Raw genomic sequence first — 20087 nt, forward strand, 5'->3', positions numbered from 1 at the left:
CGTGGACGGTCGCGGCGGCGGATCAGGTGTCGCGCAGGACGGCCTGCCGGGCGGCGACGGCCTCGCGCACCACGTCGTACAGCGGGTGTTCGGGGTCGAGTCCGGTGGCGCGGGTCGTGAACGCTCCGGCGTCCTCGCTGCGCAGGAGCGCCTGGAGCTCGACGGACTGCTCATCCGCGGGGTCGTCGAACTCGAGAGCGGCGGCGACGGCGGCCACCAGGGACCCGGTCGGCAGCCCGCGCTCCGCGGCCATCCCGGCGGGGCCGATGAAACGCTCGTGGCGGGAGATCTTGCGCAGCGGCTGCCGCCCCACGCGCTGCACCGTGTCGACCAGTTCCGGGTTGCGGAACCGGTCGAGGATCGTGGCGCGGTACGCGGCGAGCTCGGCCGGATCGAGACCGTGCACCGCCGCGAGCACGGCCGATGTCTCCTGCAGGGCCGCGGACACCCGGGCGGCGATGTCGGGGTCGGCCAGCGCGTCGGAGATGCGCTCGATGCCCGCGCGAGCGCCGAAGTACGCGGTCGCGGCGTGTCCCGTGTTCACCGTGAACAGCTTGCGCTCGATGTACGGCGCGAGGTCCGCGACGAAGTGCGCCCCCGGGATGTGCGGCGGCGCGTCCCCGAACGGCCCCGACTCGATGGCCCACTCCACGTACGGCTCCACCGTGACGTCGACGCCCGCGCCCGCGGGCTGCGCGGGCACGATGCGGTCCACCGCGGTGTTCGCGAACACCGCGCGCGACAGCAGGGCCTCGGCGTCTGCCCCGGCGGCCGCGGCGACCTCGGCGCGCAGCTGGTCGGTGGCGCCGATCGCGTTCTCGCACGCCATGACCTGCAGCGGCGCGGCCGAGGGGGAGCGGAGCGCGAGCCCCGCGACGATCGACGGCGCCACGAAGCGCAGCACCGTCGGTCCCACGGCCGTGGTGACGACGTCCGCGGTCGCCACCTCCTCCGCGACGGCATCGGGGTCGGTGCGGCTGTTCACCGCGCGGAACCCGGTGACGACGTGATCGGTCCCCGCGGGGCCGGCCTCGTGCACGGTGTACTCGTCGACCGCGTTGATGGCGTCGACGAGAGCCCCGGCGACATCCGAGAACACGACCTCGTACCCGCCCTCGTGCAGCAGCAGGCCGACGAATCCGCGCCCGATGTTGCCGGCCCCGAAGTGGACCGCCTTCATGCCTCGTTCACCTCCGACAGGAGCGTGTAGAGCTCCTCCGGGGTCTGCGCCGCGGCGAGCTTCGCGACGTCGTCCTCGTCCGAGAACAGGATCGCGATGCGCGACAGGATCTCCAGGTGCTCGTCCCCGACACCGGCGATGCCGATCACGAAGGTCGCCTGCTCGCCGTCCCAGTCGACGCCGCCGTCGTAGCGCACGACCGAGAGGGCCGAGGCGAGGATGGCGTCCTTCGCGTCGTTGGTGCCGTGCGGGATCGCGAGCCCGTTGCCCATGTAGGTCGACACGGTCTGCTCGCGCTGCCGCATCGCGTCGACGTAGGCGGGGGTGACCGCTCCGGCGGCGACGAGGATGTCCGTCGCCTCCTGGAGGGCGTCGTCCCGCGTCGCACCCGACGGGTGGATCCGGATCTGCTCGAGGGTGAGCACGCTCATTCTTCGTCCTTTCGCTGTTCCCTGACCATCTCGACGACCTCTTCGTACTTCGGCGAGTTCATGAAGTTGTCGACGGAGACGTGGATGGAGTTCGGCGACTTCGTCTGCGCCCGCTCCGTGAGCTGCTGCTGCGTGATCACCAGGTCAGCCGTGCCGTCGAGGTTGGCGATCGCGGCGTTGGTCACGGTGACGCCCTCGATCCCGGCCTTCTTGATCTTGTTGCGGAGCACGCTGGCGCCCATCGCCGAGGAGCCCATGCCGGCGTCGCACGCGAACACGATCGTGGAGATCGGCCGGTCGGCGACCGCGGTCGCGGGCGCCTCGGTCGCGGCGGTGGCTGTCGCAGCGCCCGACGAGGTGCGCAGCGCGTCCATCGCGGCGGACGACTTGCCCTTGTTCGCCTCGGTCTGCGCGATCGCCGCACCGAACGTGTCGCCCTCCGCCGCGAGGTCGCGCTTGCGCGAGGCCCGCAGGATCACGGCGGTGAGCAGGAACGTGACGGCCGCAGCGAGGATGACGGACAGGTAGACCACGAGCAGGTTCGCGACGCCGGGGCCGATCGCCGCGGCGGTCACCGCGATGATGCTGCCGGGCGCCGCCGGGAAGGCCAGGCCTCCGCCGAGGAGCATGTTCGTGGTGACACCCGTCGCTCCACCCGCGATCAGGGCGAGGATCGTCGCCGGCTTGCTCAGCGCGTACGGGAAGTAGATCTCGTGGATGCCGCCGAAGAACTGGATGATCGCGGCTCCGGGCGCGGACGCCCGCGCGGCGCCGACCCCGAAGAAGCTGAACGCCAGCAGCAGGCCGATGCCCGGACCGGGGTTCGCCTCGATGAGGAACAGGATCGACTTGCCGGTCTCGGTCGCCTGCTCGATGCCGAGCGGGGTGAACACGCCGTGGTTGATGGCGTTGTTGAGGAACAGCACCTTCGCGGGCTCGACGATGATCGACACCAGCGGCAGCAGGTTCAGTCCCACGAGCCAGTCGACGGCGGCGCCCAGCGCGGTGCTGATGCCGAGCATGACCGGTCCGAACGCGAAGAAGCCGACGATCGCGAGGATCATGCCGAGGATGCCCGCCGAGAAGTTGTTCACGAGCATCTCGAACCCGGGGCGGATCTTGCCGTCCCACAGGCGATCCATCTGCTTCGTGAGCCATGCGGCGATCGGTCCCATGATCATGGCGCCGAGGAACATCGGGATGTTCGTGCCGACGATCACGCCGACCGTGGCGATCGTGGCCACGACGCCACCGCGCTCGCCGTAGACCAGGCGGCCCGCGGTGTTGGCGATCAGCAGCGGCAGCAGGTACGTGACCATCGGGCCGACCAGCCCGACGTACGCCAGGATGTTGCCGCCGTCCCCCTCGGACACCGCGGTCATGGCACCCTGCCAGCCGATCACGGCCGAGTCGCCGCCGCCGCCGATGATCTCGGCGACCCCGGCCCAGTGCCAGCCGAAGGGGCTGTCCGCGCCGAAGAAGCCGGCGGGGATGAACAGCATCGTGATGAAGCCCCAGGCGATGAAGGCCGCGATGTTCGGCATGATCATGCCCGAGAGGAAGGTGCCGAAGCGCTGGACACCCAGGCGGAGGCCGCCGGGTCTCGTGGCGGCAGGTGACGTCGTCGTCATGATGTCGTCTCTTTCTGGTGAGGGGGGAGTGCCGCGGCGAGGGTCGCCACGGCGGTTCGGGCGGAGGAGGCGTCGTCGGCGTCCAGCGCGGCTTCCGCCAGGCTGAGCGCGTCGGATGCGGTGCGTTCGGAGAGGGCGCGGCGCACGTCGGCCAACGCGGACGGCGCCATCGAGAGACTGGTCGCCCCGAGACCCACGAGCACGACGGCGAGGAGGGGGTCGGCCGCGGCCTCCCCGCAGATCCCCACGGGCTTGCCGAGACGGGCACCGGCCGCGCCGACCTCGCGCACCAGGCGGAGCACCGCGGGGTGCCACGGGTCCTGGAACGACGCGACCGAGCCGAGCAGGCGGTCGGCCGCCATCGTGTACTGCGTCAGGTCGTTGGTGCCGATCGAGGCGAAGTCCGCGTGGGCGAGCACCCGGTCGGCCAGCAGGGCGCTGGACGGGACCTCGACCATGACCCCGGCGGTCTTCAGCCCGTACTCGCGTGCAAGTCCCGTGAAGTACACGGTCTCCTCGACCGTCGCGACCATGGGCGCCATGACCCACAGGTCGGCGTCGGTCTCGGCGTCGGCTTCCGCGAGCGCCGTGAGCTGCTCGCGCAGGATGTCCTCGCTCGCCCTCAGCGCCCGGAGGCCGCGGAGCCCCAGGGCCGGGTTCTCCTCGTGCGCGTCGTTGAGGAAGGCCAGGGGCTTGTCGGCGCCCGCGTCGAGCATGCGCACCACGACCTTCCGGCCGGGGAACGCCGCCAGGAGCTCGCGGTACGACTCGCGCTGCTGCGCCACCGTCGGGGCCTGGGACGCCGAGAGGAACAGGAACTCGGTGCGGAACAGCCCGACGCCCTCGGCCCCCCGAGCGACCGCATCGGCGGCGTCCGCAGGCTTCCCCAGGTTCGCCAGCAGCGCGATGGGCGTGCCGTCGGCGAGGGCGCCGGGAGTGGCTGGTGCATCGACGGCCGAGCGTCGGGCCGCGGCGCGCTCGGCGGCACGGGCGAGGGCCTCGGTGCTGGGCTCGCGGGTCACGACCCCGGCAGCGGCGTCGACGATCACGGTCTCGCCCGTGGTGAGGGCGGTGCCCTCCGACGCCCCGACGATCGCGACGATGCCCTTCTCGCGGGCGAGGATCGCGGTGTGCGACGTGGGGCCGCCGTCCGTGGTGATCAGCGCGAGCACCTGGTCGAGGTCGAGCAGCGCGGTGTCCGCCGGGGCGAGGTCGCGCGCGACCAGCACGAACGGGTGCCCGGGGTTCGGCACGCCGGGGGCGTCGACCCCGCGCAGGCGGGCGAGCACGCGCTGGGCGATGTCGTCGAGGTCGGCGGCGCGCTCCCCGAGGTAGCCGCCCACGGCCTCCAGCGTCGCGCGGAACCCGGCGAACGCGTCGTGCACGGCCCACTCCGCGGTGGCGCCGCGGTCGATGCGGGCATCCACCTCGTCCTGCAGCGTCGGGTCCTCGGCGATCATGGCCTGCGCCTCGAGCACCTCCTGCGCCGCTCCTCCGGCGGCCTCGCCGCGCGCGGTCAGCTCCCGCGCCACCGTGGCGACGGCCTCGCGGGCTCGCGCGCGCTCGGCATCGGCGCCCGCGGTGCTGGGCGAGTCGTCCGGCGCCGGCAGCGCCTCGGTCATCCGGACGACCGGTCCCTGGGCGACGCCGAGGCCGATTCCCACCCCGCGCAGCTCGCTCATCCGGCCGCGTCCTGATCGTGATCGGTGGTCAGCAGCTCGGTGAGCGTGTCCAGCACGTCCTCCGCGCCGTCGCCCTCGGCCGTGAGCGTGACGTAGTCGCCGTGCTCGACCGCGAGCGCGATGACGCCGAGGATGCTGGCGGCGTTGACCGGCTTGCCGGAGTCCTTCGCGATGGTCACGGCGAGACCGGAATCCTTGGCCGCCTGCGCGAAGATCTTCGCGGGGCGGGCGTGCAGGCCGTGCGAGGAGCCGATCCGGACGGTGCGAGTGGCGGTCATGGGGTTCCTTTCGGTGTCTCGCCGGCGTCGGCGAGGATCGAGCGGGCAAGCCGGAGGGTGCGGCTGCCGTCGCGGTCGGCGAAGACGTCGTCGGGCAGCAGCGCCACCGGGCCGTCGGCGGCGCGGCGGATGTCGGCGAGCCGGTCGCCGAGGTGCGGGCCGATGAGCACGAGGTCGTGGCGCCCTGCGGCGACGGAGCTCTCCGTTCCGGCCGCCGCATCCCAGTCCAGGCCGACGGACTCCGCCGCCCTGCGCAACCGCTGCGCGACGAACGTGCTCGACGCGCCAGCGCCGCACACCACGAGGATCCTCATCGATGCCGCCTTTCCTGAGAACAGTCTGAGAACGCGGAGCGGGGTCGCGCCAACACGTTCCTTTCCGCCCCTGCGGAACCTCGGTTTCCGCGCGCCCCGCCCGTCGGGCTGACATCATGGAGACACGTCGGACAGTGCGGTCAGCACGCCAGAGCAGGGGGAGTCATGTCGCGCCAGCGCCAGGATCAGCTCCTCGCGCTGCTGCTGCGGCAGGAGGGCTGGGCGACCGCCGGGAGCCTGGCCGACCTCCTCGGCGTGACCCCGCGGAGCATCCGGTCGTACGTCGCCGCCCTCAACGCCCGCACGCCCGGCGCGGCCGTGGTGGAGTCGGGACCCGCCGGCTATCGCGCGGGGTCGGGCGCCCGGGGCGCGCAACGGGTGCGCCAGGGCCGCGAGGCCACGCCCCGCGACCGGTTGCACGCGCTCGTGCGCATGCTGCTCGACGCGCCGGAGGGCGTCGACGTATTCGACGCCGCCGACGAGCTGCACGTGAGCGAGGCCACCCTGGAGGCCGACCTCGTGCGCGTGCGCGGTCTGCTCGACGGCACCGACCTCACCCTCGACCGCTCGCGCGAGATCGTGCGGCTACGTGGCGACGAGGCGGCCCAGCGGCGGCTGCTCAGCCGGCTCGCGCACGACGAGATGGACGACGCGTCCTTCCACCCGGAGGTGTTCCGCCGCGCGCTGTCCGGCACGGCGGTCGATCCGCGGGCGGTCGCGCCCTTCAAGTCGGCCCTGGTGGGGGAGCTCGGACAGCTCGGCTACTACGTCAACGAGCTCGCGATCGCCGACGTGCTGCTGCACATCGCGATCGCCGCGGAGCGGGTGGCCGCCGGGCGGTCACTCGACACGCCGCCGACCGGGGCCAGGCCCGAGATCCCTCGCGTCGGCGCCGTGATCGCGCGTCTCGCCGCCGAGCACTTCGGCGTGATGCTCGGCGAGGGCGACAGCGCCCACCTCGCGTCCCTCGTGCTCACACGCATCGTGGCGCCGGGCGGCGACGAGACCCGCGAGGTCGCGCGCAGCGGAGTGGCGCCGGAGGTCGACGCGGCCGTGCGGGCCGAGATCGCCAGGGCCGCGGACGACTTCCAGGTCGACCTGGTCGACGAGACGTTCGTGCTGCGGCTCGCGCTGCACGTGCAGAACCTGCGGCGACGGGCGGAGGAGAGCGCCCTCACGCGCAACCCGCTCACGCGGTCGCTCAAGACCACGTATCCGATGATCTTCGAGGTGGCGGTGTCGATCGCGAGCGGGCTGCACGACCGCCTCGGCACCCCCGTCCACGACGACGAGATCGCCTACATCGCGATGCACGTCGGCGGGCGTCTCGAGCGCAGCCGCAAGGCCGAGTCGATCCTCACGGCGACGATCGTGTGCCCCGGCTATTACGAGCTGCACGAGCTGCTGCGGTCGAGCGTCGACCGCTCCCTCGGCTCCGCGATCGAGGTCACCAGCGTCGTCACGAACGTCGACCCCGACTGGGCGTCGTTCGACACTGACCTGGTGCTCAGCACGATCGAGCCCGGCTCACCCGGTGAGCGGTTCGTGCGCATCCAGCCGTTCCTCACCGACGCCGACGTCGACCGCGTGCAGCAGGCTGCGGCCCGCGTCCGCCGCGGCCGGCGTCTCACGCGGCTGCGGGCCGAGCTGGCGCGCTACTTCCTGCCCGACGCCTACGTCTTCCCGCTGCCCGATGCGGGGGAGGAGGAGATCATCCGGCTCCTCGGCGCGCGGCTGGTGGCGGCCGGACTGATCGGCGACGACTACGTGGAGAACACGATCGTGCGCGAACGCCTGTCGTCAACGGCGTTCACCGACGCGCTCGCCGTGCCGCACGCGCTGCAGATGACGGCCACCCGCACCGCGATCGCGATCGGGGTCGCCGAGGGGTCCGCGGCCTGGGGCGACGCCCGCGTGCAGGTCGTCGCGCTCGCCGCGTTCAGCGAGGGCGACCGCGCGGCCTTCCAGACCGTGTTCGAGCAGCTCGTCGAGGTGTTCAGCGAGCGCGACAGCGTGCAGCGCATCGTGCGGCGCGGCACCACGTTCGAGGCGTTCCTCGACGAGCTGGTGGCGGTGATCGACGGCTGAGCTCAGCCCCGCGGTGCGAGCACGTCGGCGAGCCGGTCCAGCAGCGTCTCCGCGGCGGGGGATGCCGCCGTCTCCAACACGACGGCATCGCCCGGCACGATCGCGAGGTCCATGACCGCCAGCACGCTGCTCAGGTCGACGGTCGTCCCGTCGGCGGTGCGCAGCGTCACCGGGCGGTCGTGCGCCTGCACGAGCCGGACGATCTCGGCGACCGGGCGCGCGTGCACGCCGTTGTGCGCGCTCACGACGACGGTCCGCTCGGGCATGGTCAGGAGCGCTCGTCCAGCAGGGCGCGCACTCCGGCCTCGAGCTCGGCGACGGCCGCAGCCGCTCCCTCCGCCGAGTCGCCCCGCGCATCGATGTACACCTTGAGCTTCGGCTCCGTGCCGCTCGGGCGGACGATGACGCGCGAGCCGTCGCTCAGCCGGTACCGGAGCACGTCGCCCGACGGCTGACCGTCCGCGGCGTTCAGCAGGTCCTCCGCCGAGGCGATGGAGCGCCCGCCGATCTGCGTGGGCGGCAGGGTCCGCAGCGCCAGCATGCCGGTGCCGATGAGGGCCAGATCGGCCACGCGCACCGACACCTGGGCGCTCGCGAAGTGCCCGTAGGTGTCGCCGAGCTCGCGGAGCAGGTCCGCGATGGTCGCGCCGCGCCCGCGCGCCTCCGCGGCGAGCCCGAGCAGCGCCACGGCGGCGGAGATGCCGTCCTTGTCCCGCACGGTCTCGGGGTTCACGAGGTAGCCGAGCGCCTCCTCGAAACCGAACACGATGCCCGGGGCCCGCGAGATCCACTTGAAGCCGGTGAGCGTCTCGTGGAAGTCGAGGCCGTGGTGCGCGGCGACCGCGCCGAGACCGGGGGAGGAGACCAGCGAGCAGGCCAGCGAGGCTCCGGGCGTGCCGGCGGCCGCACGGGCGGCGCGGGCGCCGAGCAGCAGGCCCACCTCGTTGCCGGTGAGCCGGCGCCAGCCCTCCGGCGCGGTGTCGTCGGGAATCGCCACGGCGAGCCGGTCGGCGTCCGGGTCGTTCGCGAGGATGAGGTCGGCGCGCGTCCGCCGGGCCTTCGCGAACGCGAGGTCCATGGCACCCGGCTCTTCCGGGTTGGGGAACGACACCGTGCGGAAGGTGGCGTCGGGGCGCAGCTGCTCGTCGACCACGAGCGGCTGCGGGTAGCCCGCGGCCTTCACGATGCGCGACACCGTCTCCCAGCCCACGCCGTGCATGGCCGTGTACACCCACCGCAGCCCGGCCGCGTCGTCCGGAGCCGGGGCCACGGCGGCGGTCGCGGCGATATAGGCCTCGACCACGTCTTCGCCCGCCGTCTCGTACTCCGTGGAGCGCGGCAGCGACCGCACGTCTCCGGCGTCTGCGACCCGCTGGATGTGCGCGGCGATCTCGGCGTCCGCGGGAGCCACGATCTGCGAGCCCTGGTCGGCGCCGCCGAGGTACACCTTGTAGCCGTTGTCGTTCGGCGGGTTGTGGCTCGCCGTCACCATCACGCCGGCGGCGGCGTCGAGGTGGCGTACGGCGAAGGCCAGCACCGGGGTCGGCAGCAGGCGCGGCAGCAGGATCGCGCGCAGTCCCGCCCCGGCGAAGAGCTCGGCAGAGTCCTGCGCGAACACCCGGGAGTTGCGTCGGCCGTCGTAGCCGATCACGACGGTGGGCGTGCCGCCCCCCGCGCGCTCGCGGAGGTACGCGGCGAACCCGGCCGCGGCCTGGGCGACGAGCACCCTGTTCATCCGGTTGCTCCCGGCGCCGAGCTCACCGCGCAGTCCGGCCGTGCCGAACGCGAGCCGACGGCCGAAGCGGTCGTCCAGGTCGGCGACGGCCGCGGCGTCTCCCGCGGCGGCCCTGGTCACGACGCCGGCGAGTTCGTCCCTGGTCTGCGGGTCGGGGTCCTGCCGCAGCCAGGCGCGGGCCTGCGCGAGCCGCTCCTCGCTCACAGGGCCTCGACCACCCTCGCCAGCAGTGCGGAGATCACCGGCTCCGCCTCCCGCCCGGCCTCGATCACCTCGGCATGGCTGAGCGGCGTCTGCTGGATGCCGGCGGCGAGGTTCGTGATGAGCGAGAACCCGAGGATCTCCATGCCCGCCTCGCGCGCCGCGATGGCCTCCAGCGCGGTGGACATGCCGACGATGTGCCCGCCGATCGCCTTCGCCATCTGCACCTCGGCCGGGGTCTCGTAGTGCGGACCGCGGAACTGCGTGTAGACGCCCTCGTCCAGGCCGGGGTCGATGCTCCGAGCGACGTCGCGCAGACGCTTCGCGTACAGGTCGGTGAGGTCGATGAACGTCGCCCCCTCGAGCGGCGAGTCGGCGGTCAGGTTGATGTGGTCGCTGATCAGCACCGGCTGGCCGGGCTTCCAGGTCTCGCGGATGCCGCCGGCACCGTTGGTGAGCACCATGATCTTCGCCCCCGTCGCAGCGGCCGTTCGCACGCTGTGCACCACGCGACGCACGCCGTGGTTCTCGTAGTAGTGGGTGCGCGCGCCGATCACCAGCACGTTCTTCCCGCCGGGGGTGCGGATGCTGCGCAGCGTCCCGACGTGTCCCTCGAGGGCGGGCTTGGAGAATCCGGTGACCTCGGTCGCGGGGATCGTGGCGACCGTCTCGCCGATGAGGTCGGCGGCCTTGCCCCAGCCGCTGCCGAGCGTGAGGGCGATGTCGTGCTTCTCGACGCCGGTGAGGCGCGCGATGTCGGAGGCGGCCGCGGCGGCCACCTCGAACGGGTTCGCGGAGGGGTCGTCGAGGGGGTTGCTGTGCGTTTCAGGCATGGATCCACTCTAGGAAGGTGCAGGCTCGGGGGCCAGGATTGGGGAAGAATGGAAAGCATGTCTTCCACCACTTTCGAGCGCACTCAGCGCGTCGCCGTGCTCGGCGGCGGACCCGGCGGTTACGAGGCGGCCCTCGCGGCCGCCCAGCTCGGCGCCGAGGTCACCCTGGTCGAGCGCGTGGGGGTGGGCGGCTCGGCCGTGCTCACCGATGTGGTGCCGTCGAAGAGCCTCATCGCCACCGCCGACGCCGCGGTGGCGATCTCCGAGGCGAGCGACCTCGGCGTGAACTTCTACGCGAAGGGCGAGAACGGCAAGCCGCTCAAGCCCGAGATCGCGATCAACCTCGCCGCGGTCAACAAGCGGCTGGTCGCGCTGGCCGGGCAGCAGTCCGAGGACATGCGCACGACCCTTCTCGACGCGGGCGTGCGCATCCTCTCCGGCCACGGTCGACTGGAGGGTCCGAACGCGATCGTCGTCTCGACGGGGGAGCGCGGCACCGACTTCGACCGCGTCGAGGCGGACACCATCGTGGTCGCTGTCGGCGCGTCGCCGCGCGAGCTCGACTCCGCCAAGCCCGACGGCAGGCGCATCCTCACGTGGACGCAGCTGTACGACATGAAGGCGCTTCCCGAGCACCTCATCGTGGTCGGCTCCGGAGTCACCGGCGCCGAGTTCGCCTCCGCCTACATGAACCTCGGCGCGAAGGTCACCCTCGTCTCCAGCCGCGAGCAGGTGCTCCCCGGCGAGGACCAGGACGCCGCCCGGGTGCTCGAGAAGGTGTTCAAGCGCGGCGGCATGCAGGTGCTGTCGAAGTCCCGCGCCGAGAAGGTGGAGGTCACGGGCGACGGCGTGACGGTGACGCTGTCCGACGGCCGCACGGTCGAGGGCAGCCATTGCCTCATGGCGGTCGGCTCGATCCCGAACACCGCGGGCATCGGTCTGGAGGAAGCGGGCGTCGAGCTCGACGACTCCGGCCACGTGCGCGTGAACCGGGTGGCCCGCACGTCGGTGCCGAACGTGTACGCGGTGGGCGACTGCACGAACTTCTTCCCCCTGGCCTCGGTGGCCTCGATGCAGGGCCGCACGGCGGTGTTCCATGCCCTCGGCGACATCGTGATCCCGCTCGAGCTCATCAAGATCACGTCGAACATCTTCACCGCCCCGGAGATCGCCACGGTCGGCTACGGGGTGAAGGACGTGGAGGACGGCCTGGCCGACGGCATGGTCTACAAGCTGCCCCTCGCCGCCAACCCGCGCGCGAAGATGATGGGTATCAAGGACGGGTTCGTCAAGCTCATCGCCCGCAAGGGCTCCGGCACCGTGATCGGCGGCGTGATCGTCGCGCCGAAGGCGTCCGAGCTGATCTACCCGATCGCGATCGCCGTCGAACGGCGCCTCACGGTCGACCAGGTCTCGCGCGTGTTCGCGGCCTACCCGTCGCTGTCCAGCAGCATCACCGATGCGAGCCGGGCCATGCACCTGGTGAACATCTCCTGAGTCCCGCTCCTCCGGGCACACGGAAAGGGCACCCCGCTGCGGCGGGGTGCCCTTTCCTGTGTGTTCCGGGTGTCAGCTGATGGTGAGGAGCTGGTGCCCGGCGGACACCGTGGCCCCGGCGTCGGCGTTGATGTTGCCCACCACGCCGTCCTTGTGCGCCTGCAGCGGCTGCTCCATCTTCATGGCCTCGAGCACGACGACCAGGTCGCCCTTGACGACCTGCTGGCCGTCCTCGACCGCGACCTTCACGACCGTGGCCTGCATGGGCGACTTGACGGCGTCGCCGGAGGCGCCGGCGTTCGCGGTGGTGGTGTGGCTGCGGCGCGACGGCGGCACGACAGCGGGCCGTCCGGACGAGCCGGCGGAGACCGCGACGCGGTCGGGGAGGCTCACCTCGAGGCGCTTGCCCCCGACCTCGACGACCACCGTGTGCCGAGCACCTGCGGCGGCGGGGGACTCCAGTTCGCCGTCCCACGCGGGGATGTCGTTGTCGAACTCGGTCTCGATCCAGCGCGTGTAGACGCCGAAGTCGCCGTCCTCCGCCGTGAAGGCGGCGTCGCGCACCACCTTGCGGTGGAACGGGATGACGGTGGGGAGACCCGCGACCTCGAACTCGTCCAGGGCGCGGCGCGAGCGCTCGAGCGCCTCGGCACGGTCCTTGCCGGTGACGATGATCTTCGCGAGCAGGGAGTCGAAGGCGCCAGAGACGGAGTCGCCAGCGGTCACGCCGGAGTCGAGGCGGATCCCGGGGCCGCCGAACGTCTTGAACACGTGGATCGGGCCCGGCTGGGGGAGGAAGCCGCGACCCGGGTCCTCGCCGTTGATGCGGAACTCGATCGAGTGGCCCTGCGGCTGGGGGTCGTCGTAGTCGATGGTGCCGCCCGCGGCGATGCGGAACTGCTCGCGCACGAGGTCGATGCCCGTGACCTCCTCCGACACGGGGTGCTCGACCTGGAGGCGCGTGTTGACCTCGAGGAACGAGACCGTGCCGTCGGCGCCGATCAGGAACTCGCACGTTCCCGCGCCCACGTAGCCGACCTCCTTGAGGATGGCCTTCGACGCGGTGTAGAGCTGCTCGTTCTGCTCCGGGGTGAGGAACGGGGCCGGAGCCTCCTCGACGAGCTTCTGGTGACGGCGCTGCAGCGAGCAGTCGCGGGTGGAGATGACGACGACGTTGCCCGCGGCGTCGGCCAGGCACTGGGTCTCGACGTGGCGCGGCTTGTCGAGGTACTTCTCGACGAAGCACTCGCCGCGACCGAAGGCCGCGACCGCCTCGCGCGTGGCCGACTCGAACAGTTCGGCGACCTCGTCGAGCTCACGGGCGACCTTGAGCCCGCGTCCGCCACCGCCGTACGCGGCCTTGATGGCGATGGGCAGGCCGTACTCCTTCGCGAACGCCACGACCTCGTCGGCGCCGGCGACGGGGCCGGGGGTGCCGGGGGCGAGCGGGGCGCCGACCTTCTCGGCGACGTGACGCGCGGTGACCTTGTCGCCGAGGGCCTCGATGGCCTCGGGCGACGGGCCGATCCAGGTGATGCCCGCGTCGATCACGGCGCGTGCGAACTCGGCGTTCTCGGCGAGGAAGCCGTAGCCGGGGTGCACGGCGTCGGCACCGGCGCGGCGGGCGACGGAGAGGATCTTGTCGATCTGGAGGTAGGTCTCGGCGCTGGTCGAGCCGCTCAGCGCGTAGGCCTCGTCGGCGAGACGCACGTGCAGCGCGTCACGGTCCTGGTCGGCGTAGACGGCGACCGAGGCGATCCCGGAGTCGCGTGCGGCACGGATGATGCGGACGGCGATCTCGCCGCGGTTGGCGATGAGCACCTTGGCGATTGCAGGCATGCTTGCCAGCCTAGCGAGTAGCCCCCCGATCCCTTTGACGACTCTCGACAAGAAACGATCGAAAACGTGGAGGGGAGTCTACGACCACAGGTCGGTCCAGCGGACCCCGAGCTCACCCGCCAGGCGGCGCACGGTCGACAGGGACATGCCGACCACGGTGGACGGGTCGCCCTCCACACGGGTGATGAAGGCACCGCCCAGGCTGTCGACCGTGAAGGCACCGGCCACGAGCAGGGGCTCACCCGACGCGACATAGGCGGCGATCTCCGCGTCGTCCAGGTCGTCGGCGAAGGTCACCGCGGCCTCCGCGACGGCGGTCGCCTCCACCGGGGTCGCACCGGGGGAGACCCGGAAGACGGAGTGCCCGGAGTGCAGCACCCCGGTGGCGCCGCGCATCTCCTGCCAGCGGCGCGTCGCCTCCTCGGGGGTATACGGCTTCCCGTACACGCGTCCGGCGAGCTCGAACATCGAGTCGCCGCCGATCACCAGGCCGTCGAAGTCGCCGTCGGCGCTCAGCCGCTCGGCGACGGCCGCCGCCTTGGCCCTGGCGAGCAGCAGCACCAGGTCGGCGGGTGCGAGCGGGCCCACGCGCTCCTCGGCCGCGGCGGCGAGGGCGTCCTCGTCGACGTCCGGCGCGAGGGTGAGCGGCTCGATGCCGGCCTGGCGCAGCAGCATGAGCCGGGCGGGAGACGTGGAGGCGAGGCAGACGCGCATGTGCACCACCGTATCCTCGAAGGATGACTTCCTCCGCAGCCGACGTGCTCGAACTCGACATCACCGGCATCGCCCACGGAGGGACCTTCGTCGCCCGTCACGAGGGTCGTGTGGTGTTCGTCTCCGACGCGATCCCCGGAGAGCGCGTGCGGGCGCGGCTGCTCATCCCCGCGGGTGATGCGGACGCGGACACGCGCAGCTTCTGGCGCGCCGAGACGGTCGAGGTGGTCGAGGCCTCCCCGCACCGGCGCCCGCACCTGTGGCCGGAGGCCGACGTGTCGCGCGACCCCGCCGACCGTCCGGGCGGCGCCGACCTGGGCCACATCGAGCTCGGGCAGCAGCGTGTCCTGAAGCGCCAGGTGCTGAGCGAGGCGTTCGACCGCTTCGCCGGCGCCGGGCTGGAGGCGCCGGAGATCGAGGCCGTGGAGTCCGGAGACGGTGCGCGCTGGCGCACCAGGGTGACCCTGCACGTGGACGACCGCGGTGTCGTCGGCCCGTTCGCGGCGCGCAGCCACCGCGTGGTGCCGGTCGGCTCGTACCCGCTTGCGCGGCCGGCGGTCGAGGCCGCCGCTCTCGCGCTCGACGGTGGTGAGCCGGGCCGCATCGAGCTCGTCGAGCCGGCCGACGGCGAGGTCCGGGTGCTGCGTCACCCCGAGTCCGAGCGGCGGGCTCCGCGCCGAGGCCGCCGACCCGCGCCCGAGGTCGTGCACGAGCGCGCGGGCGACCGTGTGTTCCAGGTCGACGCCGGCGGCTTCTGGCAGGTGCACCCGCGCGCGGCCTCGGTGCTCGACGCCGCCGTCTACGGGCTGCTCGACGGGCGGGTGGACCCGGGGGCGACGCACTACGACCTGTACGGCGGGGTGGGACTGTTCGCCCGCACGCTGGCGGATCTGGGCGGCACCGACATCGTCACCGTCGAGTCGAGCAGGCGGGCGACCGAGCACGCCAAGGTCAATCTCGCTCCGGTCGAGGTGTCGGCGGTGACCGCCAGGGTCGACCGTTTCCTCTCCGGCGCGTCGAGCCGCGGTCGTACGGGCGCCGTGGTGCTCGACCCGCCGCGCGCCGGTGCGGGTCGCGCGGTCGTCGAGGGTGTGCACGCGCTCGCCCCGGAGGCGGTCGTGTACGTGGCGTGCGACCCGGTGGCGCTCGCCCGCGACCTCGGCACGTTCCGCGAGCTCGGGTGGCGGGTGGGGACGCTGCGCGGCTTCGACCTGTTCCCGCACTCGCATCACTTCGAGGTCGTCGCGCTCCTCACCCGCTGACGGCGCGGCGACCCGCGAGCGGGACTCAGTAGGCTGTGGGCATGAGCACCGTCGCCCTCATCGACGACCACGAGTCCGTCCGCCTCGGTCTCGAGGCCGCGTTCGCCCGCGACGGGCAGACCGTGGTGTTCTCCGGCAGCACGGTGGGGTCGTATCTGACGTGGCGGTCCAGCGCGGTCGTGCCGCCCGCCGACGTGGTGGTGCTCGACCTCACCCTCGGTGACGGGACGACCGTGACCGAGAACGTCACCTCGCTCGTGGCAGACGGGGCGAGCGTGGTCATCCACAGCGTCGCCGACCGGCCGGCCGCGGTGCGGGAGGCGCTCGCGGCGGGTGCCGCCGGCGTGGTCAGCAAGTCCTCGGCCCTCGACGACGTGCTCGACGCGATCCGCACGGTCGCCCAGGGCGAGGCGTTGAACAATGTCGAGTGGGCGAGTGCGGTGGACGGCGACCGGGCCTTCGCGGATGCCCAGCTCTCCACGCGAGAGCGCGAGGTCCTGCGGCTGTATGCCACGGGGCTGCCGCTGAAGGCGGTCGCCGAGCGGCTCGGCGTCGCCTACTCCACCGCGAAGGAGAACATCACCCGCATCCGAGTCAAGTACGTCGAGGTCGGGCGGCCCGCCCCCACCAAGGTCGACCTGTTGCGACGGGCGATGGAGGACGGCATCGTGGCCGCCGACGGGGCGCCGAGTGCCCACTGAGCCGCTCAGCGTCCGCGACGCCTGGAGCAAGATCCCGTCTCCCGGCAGCGTGGAGAGCGGTTTCGAGCGCTTCACGTCGAAGCGGATGGAGCGGATCCTCGCGATCGTGGTGGCGCTGGGCTCGGCGGTGCTCGGCGTGCAGGCGCTCATCGCCGCGATCGCGACCCTGTCCAGGGCCGATGTGCCGCACATGCTCCTGCTCGTGGTCGTCTTCGTCCCGCTCATCGTCATGCTCGTGGCGTGCCTGGTCGGCCGCGCGGTACGCGTCGCCGCGGGGATCTTCGCGGTGGTCTACGTGGTCGCGCTCGCCGCGTGGCCTGTCGTCGTTGACCCCGCCGACAAGGTCGCCGGCGCGCAGCCCTGGATCTTCTTCCTGGTGAACGTCGGGGTGGTCGCCGCGATGCTGGCCTTCCCGCTTCGGCTGCAGTTCGCGTGGGCGGTGGGCGTGCCGTTCGTGTACGGCTACGTCCGGCTGGTGCAGGGCGGGTTCTCGCGCGAGTTCTGGGTCACGACCGCGTTCGACGTGTCGTTCACGCTGATCCTGGGCGTGGTCATCGTGTCGCTCGGCTGGATGTTCCGGTCGGTGGCGGGGGGCGTCGACGAGGCGAGGGGTACGGCGGTGGCGTCCTACGCCACCGCGGCCGCCGCGGCCGCCGCGGAGGAGGAGCGGGTGGCGATGTCGGCGCTCATGCACGACAGCGTGCTCGCCGCGCTGATCGCCGCGGAGCGTGCGGACGGGGAGAGGGCACAGGAGCTCGCGGTCGCGATGGCCAGGGAGGCGCTGACGCGGCTGGCCAACACGGAGGCCGCGGTGGCGGAGGAGGGCAGCGACGAACCGGTCGGCACCGCACAGATCGTCGTCGAGCTGCGCCGGGCGCTGTCGGAGCTCGGCGCGGACGCCATCGTCGAGGAGCGCGGAGGCATCGGCCTCATCCCCGGACGTGCCGCCAGAGCACTGGTGCTCGCGGCGCGGCAGGCGATCGGCAACGCGGTGACGCACGCGCACGGACGTGGACTGCACATCGTCGCGGAAGGCCACGGCGACGAGGGGATCGCGGTCACGATCTCCGACCACGGCCCCGGCTTCGACGTCGACGCGATCGGCCCCGACCGGCTGGGCATCCGCGCATCGATCCTCGCGCGCATGGCCGGTGTCGCCGGCACCGCGCAGATCGTGTCGGATGAGGACGGCACGACGGTCACGCTCGGATGGGAGCGCTCGTGAACCGGACGGTGCGCAGTGTCGCGACGTCGCTGGCCGTGGGCTTCGCGCTGTACTTCGTCGCGCGCGGTGTCTGGTGGATCGAGCAGCCGACGGCACCGCTGCTCATGGTGCTCGGTATCGGACTGTTCCTCGCGGTGGTCACCGTCGCGATCCTCGGCCATCCCGCGACCGTGCGGATGCCGCTGTGGACGTCGCTGCTCGCGCTGGCGGCGACCGCGGTGATCCCGGTCCTGGTCACCGTGTCCCTCGACCCCGCCGACCGTACGGCACCGTTCGCCACGTGGTACATCGGCGGCCTCGGGTTGCTGGCCGTCGTGTGCGTCGTTCGGCGGCGACCCGTCATCGGGTGGTCGGCCCTGGCGATCCTGGTCGCCACGGCGTCCGCGGCGCTCGGCGTCGGCGTCGCTCTGAACCTGGGCGTGGTCGGCTCGATCATGTGGGTGGTGGTCGCGCAGCTCCTGGTGATGTTCTGGGACAGGGCGGTCAGGGACACGGAGCGGCTCTCCGAGATCCAGCAGGCGGTGTCGGCCTGGCACGCCACGCAGCGCGTGCGGCAGCGGGAGCGGCGACTGCGCACGCAGTTCGCCCTCGCCGTCGCCGGGCCCGTGCTGAGTCGGGTCGTCGCGACGCGCGGTGCGCTGGACGAGGACGAGCGGCTGGAGGCGCGACTGGCGGAGGGGCGGCTGCGCGACGAGCTGCGCGGGGCGGACCTGCTGAACGACGACGTCCGCGATGCGATTGAGGCCGCCCGGCGACGCGGTGCATCGGTGACGGTGTTCGACGAGGGCGGGCTGGACGGCATCGGTGAGGACCGACGGATCGAGATCCGGGACGAGCTGGCGCAGGTGCTGCGCTCGGCGGGGACCGGTCGTATCATCATCCGCTCCGCCAAAGACCCCCTGGTGGCGGTCACCGTGGTGGGTCGTGCCGGACGGCGCGCGGCGGACGACGACTCGGTCGACCTGTGGCACGAGATCGTGCGCGAGGCGGGCAGCGAGCCCGCACGGCGGTCGTGAGGAGAGTGGGCGAGGGGCGGCGATATCGCCTGCCCCTCGCCGTGCGGACAGTTACCCGAAAACCGTCCGCTGGTGGCCGATCAGCGTCTGTCTACCCTGGGACAGAGAGACCAGCCGAACGCGAAGCGTCCCCTTCAGTCTGCGGGGTCGTCAACACCTTGTCTGTAGGTATTTTGGGGGACACGCGCAGCGACGCGTGAGGAGGATCATCGAACGATGGGTACACGGCGGGGAACCAACCTTCCGCGGATGGGCGACTTCAACCAGTCGGTCATCCTCGAGGCGGTCCGGCATGCGGTCGATGGGCTGAGCCGTATCGAGCTGGCGCAGGTCACCGGGCTCTCGGCCCAGACCGTGACGAACATCACGCGCCGGCTGCTCGACGAGGGGCTCATCCGGGAAGCCGGTCGGACCATCAGCGGACCGGGCAAGCCGCGGGTCATGCTGCGGCTGGTGGAGGAGAGCAGGTTCGCGGTCGGCGTGCACCTCGATCCGGCGGTGACGACCTTCGTGCTGCTCGACCTCGCCGGGGAGGTCGTGCGGCGGTCGAGCATGGCGACGCCCGCTGAGGCCCCGTCGTTGATCCTGGCCGATCTCGCGGCGCAGATCGAGGAGCTCGTCGAGGGCTCGGGAGTGCCGCGCGAGCGGATCGCGGGGGTGGGCGTGGCTGCTCCGGGACCGCTCGACGCTACCCGGGGCACGGTCATCGATCCTCCCAAGCTGCCCGGCTGGCACCGGGTGGCACTGCAGGACGAGCTGGCGGCCGCGATCGCCTTGCCGGTCGTGCTGGAGAAGGACACCACGGCAGCGGCTGTCGGCGAGCTGTGGACGCGGCGCGGGCCGTCCGACGACTCGTTCGTGTTCCTCTATCTCGGTACCGGCCTCGGCGCCGCCGTGGTGCGAGACGGCGAGGCGGTGCGTGGCAGCACCCGCAACCTCGGGGAGATCGGGCACATCGTGGTCGATCCGGAGGGGCCGAGGTGTGCGTGCGGCTCGCGGGGCTGCGTCGACGTGGTGTGCACCCCCGAGGCGATCGTGGAACGGGCGGAGCAGCTCGGGGTTCTCGCCGGAGGTCGGCGCCCCGGGGACAGGGCCGCACTCGACGCGAGCCTCACCGAACTGTGTGTCAGGGCCGCGGCCGGGGAGGCGTCGGCGGGGGCTGTCGTGCAGCGTGCCGCCGAACACCTGGCGACGCTGACGCTCGTGCTCACGGACCTGCTCGACGTGGACCGGGTGGTGTTCGGCGGTCCGTTCTGGAGACGCCTCGCCGACCTGTCGCTGCCGGAGGTCGCCGCGCGGCTCGCGCGGTCCAGCGCGACGCGAGCCGTCCGGGCGCTCCCGGTGCAGAGCACGGTGGTGGGCGACGACGTCGGTGCGGTCGGCGCGGCGTGCGTCGTTCTCGATTCGATGCTCACGCCGCGCACCTCCGACCTGCTGCTGGGCCGGTGAACGTGCCTCCG

General features: G+C 72.4%; 18 protein-coding genes. 7 read left to right on the plus strand and 11 right to left on the minus strand.

Translation table 11 applies throughout. The features are described from left to right. Positions 1-22: 22 nt before the first annotated feature. The 6 genes from ACFV3I_RS18010 to ACFV3I_RS18035 are packed head-to-tail and all read right to left on the minus strand — an operon-like array spanning position 23 to position 5516. A complete protein-coding gene (locus ACFV3I_RS18010) occupies positions 23-1180 on the minus strand; it encodes a mannitol-1-phosphate 5-dehydrogenase (protein ID WP_378823888.1) in 1158 nt (385 codons plus the stop codon). Further along, positions 1177-1611 carry a PTS sugar transporter subunit IIA gene (locus tag ACFV3I_RS18015; RefSeq protein ID WP_136030348.1) on the minus strand — a complete coding sequence of 145 codons (435 nt, stop codon included), beginning with the start codon at positions 1609-1611 and terminating at the stop codon, positions 1177-1179. The genes ACFV3I_RS18010 and ACFV3I_RS18015 overlap by 4 nt, the downstream gene beginning before the upstream one ends. After that, positions 1608-3242 carry a PTS mannitol transporter subunit IICB gene (locus ACFV3I_RS18020; protein ID WP_378823890.1) on the minus strand — a complete coding sequence of 545 codons (1635 nt, stop codon included), beginning with the start codon at positions 3240-3242 and terminating at the stop codon, positions 1608-1610. The genes ACFV3I_RS18015 and ACFV3I_RS18020 overlap by 4 nt, the downstream gene beginning before the upstream one ends. Further along, positions 3239-4924, minus strand: coding sequence for a phosphoenolpyruvate--protein phosphotransferase (gene ptsP / locus ACFV3I_RS18025; RefSeq protein ID WP_366626589.1), 1686 nt, complete (start codon positions 4922-4924; stop codon positions 3239-3241). Before ptsP ends, ACFV3I_RS18020 begins: the two co-directional genes overlap by 4 nt. Then, positions 4921-5202 carry an HPr family phosphocarrier protein gene (locus ACFV3I_RS18030; protein ID WP_136030342.1) on the minus strand — a complete coding sequence of 94 codons (282 nt, stop codon included), beginning with the start codon at positions 5200-5202 and terminating at the stop codon, positions 4921-4923. The genes ptsP and ACFV3I_RS18030 overlap by 4 nt, the downstream gene beginning before the upstream one ends. Further along, on the minus strand, positions 5199-5516 hold the full coding sequence (locus tag ACFV3I_RS18035; protein WP_136035488.1) for a PTS sugar transporter subunit IIB: 318 nt from the start codon (positions 5514-5516) through the stop codon (positions 5199-5201). Before ACFV3I_RS18035 ends, ACFV3I_RS18030 begins: the two co-directional genes overlap by 4 nt. A 165-nt stretch (positions 5517-5681) precedes the next feature. Between ACFV3I_RS18035 and ACFV3I_RS18040 the strand changes: the two genes are divergently transcribed. Continuing rightward, entirely contained in the window at positions 5682-7604 is a 1923-nt protein-coding gene (locus ACFV3I_RS18040; RefSeq protein ID WP_206253138.1) for a transcription antiterminator, read from the plus strand. 2 nt (positions 7605-7606) lie between these two features. Here the strand turns inward: ACFV3I_RS18040 and ACFV3I_RS18045 are convergent, their stop codons facing one another. From ACFV3I_RS18045 to ACFV3I_RS18055, 3 genes are read right to left on the minus strand one after another with little or no spacing between them, the layout of a single operon-like run. Beyond that, positions 7607-7870: an HPr family phosphocarrier protein gene (locus ACFV3I_RS18045; protein WP_136030335.1), complete on the minus strand. Its 264-nt coding sequence runs from the start codon at positions 7868-7870 to the stop codon at positions 7607-7609. 2 nt (positions 7871-7872) lie between these two features. Then, positions 7873-9543, minus strand: coding sequence for a phospho-sugar mutase (locus ACFV3I_RS18050; protein WP_378823892.1), 1671 nt, complete (start codon positions 9541-9543; stop codon positions 7873-7875). Then, positions 9540-10373, minus strand: a complete 834-nt coding sequence (locus ACFV3I_RS18055) for a purine-nucleoside phosphorylase (protein ID WP_136045840.1) — start codon at positions 10371-10373, stop codon at positions 9540-9542. The genes ACFV3I_RS18050 and ACFV3I_RS18055 overlap by 4 nt, the downstream gene beginning before the upstream one ends. 48 nt (positions 10374-10421) lie before the next feature. Between ACFV3I_RS18055 and ACFV3I_RS18060 the strand changes: the two genes are divergently transcribed. After that, the gene (locus ACFV3I_RS18060; protein ID WP_136030329.1) at positions 10422-11870 is read left to right on the plus strand and encodes an NAD(P)H-quinone dehydrogenase; all 1449 of its coding nucleotides are present in this window, start codon (positions 10422-10424) and stop codon (positions 11868-11870) included. Positions 11871-11942: 72 nt separating this feature from the next. Here ACFV3I_RS18060 and ACFV3I_RS18065 read toward each other — a convergent pair whose 3' ends face one another. Further along, a complete protein-coding gene (locus ACFV3I_RS18065; RefSeq protein WP_136030327.1) occupies positions 11943-13709 on the minus strand; it encodes a biotin carboxylase N-terminal domain-containing protein in 1767 nt (588 codons plus the stop codon). Between the two features lie 78 nt (positions 13710-13787). Continuing rightward, positions 13788-14423, minus strand: a complete 636-nt coding sequence (locus tag ACFV3I_RS18070) for a nucleoside triphosphate pyrophosphatase (RefSeq protein ID WP_241115746.1) — start codon at positions 14421-14423, stop codon at positions 13788-13790. A gap of 23 nt (positions 14424-14446) precedes the next feature. On the opposite strand from ACFV3I_RS18070, the gene ACFV3I_RS18075 reads away from it, so the two are divergent. The 5 genes from ACFV3I_RS18075 (at position 14447) to ACFV3I_RS18095 (ending at position 20076) form a co-directional block, all read left to right on the plus strand. Then, entirely contained in the window at positions 14447-15685 is a 1239-nt protein-coding gene (locus ACFV3I_RS18075) for a class I SAM-dependent RNA methyltransferase (RefSeq protein WP_378823894.1), read from the plus strand. Positions 15686-15726: 41 nt separating this feature from the next. Beyond that, a complete protein-coding gene (locus tag ACFV3I_RS18080) occupies positions 15727-16386 on the plus strand; it encodes a response regulator (RefSeq protein WP_136030323.1) in 660 nt (219 codons plus the stop codon). Further along, positions 16376-17611, plus strand: coding sequence for an ATP-binding protein (locus tag ACFV3I_RS18085; RefSeq protein ID WP_136036327.1), 1236 nt, complete (start codon positions 16376-16378; stop codon positions 17609-17611). Before ACFV3I_RS18080 ends, ACFV3I_RS18085 begins: the two co-directional genes overlap by 11 nt. Continuing rightward, positions 17596-18627 (plus strand): hypothetical protein, encoded by a 1032-nt coding sequence (locus ACFV3I_RS18090; protein WP_378823895.1) that lies wholly within the window; start codon positions 17596-17598, stop codon positions 18625-18627. The genes ACFV3I_RS18085 and ACFV3I_RS18090 overlap by 16 nt, the downstream gene beginning before the upstream one ends. Positions 18628-18843: 216 nt before the next feature. After that, positions 18844-20076: an ROK family protein gene (locus ACFV3I_RS18095; protein WP_378823896.1), complete on the plus strand. Its 1233-nt coding sequence runs from the start codon at positions 18844-18846 to the stop codon at positions 20074-20076. Positions 20077-20087: the final 11 nt, after the last annotated feature.

Source organism: Microbacterium sp. NPDC059771 (genome assembly GCF_042732495.1).
GTDB lineage: Bacteria > Actinomycetota > Actinomycetes > Actinomycetales > Microbacteriaceae > Microbacterium > Microbacterium sufflavum.

Coding starts and splice junctions, on each gene's coding strand:
- ACFV3I_RS18010 (WP_378823888.1), bottom strand. CDS start 1,180: ATGAAGGCGGTCCACTTCGGGGCCGGCAACATCGGGCGCGGATTCGTC.
- ACFV3I_RS18015 (WP_136030348.1), bottom strand. CDS start 1,611: ATGAGCGTGCTCACCCTCGAGCAGATCCGGATCCACCCGTCGGGTGCG.
- ACFV3I_RS18020 (WP_378823890.1), bottom strand. CDS start 3,242: ATGACGACGACGTCACCTGCCGCCACGAGACCCGGCGGCCTCCGCCTG.
- ptsP (WP_366626589.1), bottom strand. CDS start 4,924: ATGAGCGAGCTGCGCGGGGTGGGAATCGGCCTCGGCGTCGCCCAGGGA.
- ACFV3I_RS18030 (WP_136030342.1), bottom strand. CDS start 5,202: ATGACCGCCACTCGCACCGTCCGGATCGGCTCCTCGCACGGCCTGCAC.
- ACFV3I_RS18035 (WP_136035488.1), bottom strand. CDS start 5,516: ATGAGGATCCTCGTGGTGTGCGGCGCTGGCGCGTCGAGCACGTTCGTC.
- ACFV3I_RS18040 (WP_206253138.1), top strand. CDS start 5,682: ATGTCGCGCCAGCGCCAGGATCAGCTCCTCGCGCTGCTGCTGCGGCAG.
- ACFV3I_RS18045 (WP_136030335.1), bottom strand. CDS start 7,870: ATGCCCGAGCGGACCGTCGTCGTGAGCGCGCACAACGGCGTGCACGCG.
- ACFV3I_RS18055 (WP_136045840.1), bottom strand. CDS start 10,373: ATGCCTGAAACGCACAGCAACCCCCTCGACGACCCCTCCGCGAACCCG.
- ACFV3I_RS18060 (WP_136030329.1), top strand. CDS start 10,422: ATGGAAAGCATGTCTTCCACCACTTTCGAGCGCACTCAGCGCGTCGCC.
- ACFV3I_RS18065 (WP_136030327.1), bottom strand. CDS start 13,709: ATGCCTGCAATCGCCAAGGTGCTCATCGCCAACCGCGGCGAGATCGCC.
- ACFV3I_RS18070 (WP_241115746.1), bottom strand. CDS start 14,423: ATGCGCGTCTGCCTCGCCTCCACGTCTCCCGCCCGGCTCATGCTGCTG.
- ACFV3I_RS18075 (WP_378823894.1), top strand. CDS start 14,447: ATGACTTCCTCCGCAGCCGACGTGCTCGAACTCGACATCACCGGCATC.
- ACFV3I_RS18080 (WP_136030323.1), top strand. CDS start 15,727: ATGAGCACCGTCGCCCTCATCGACGACCACGAGTCCGTCCGCCTCGGT.
- ACFV3I_RS18090 (WP_378823895.1), top strand. CDS start 17,596: ATGGGAGCGCTCGTGAACCGGACGGTGCGCAGTGTCGCGACGTCGCTG.
- ACFV3I_RS18095 (WP_378823896.1), top strand. CDS start 18,844: ATGGGTACACGGCGGGGAACCAACCTTCCGCGGATGGGCGACTTCAAC.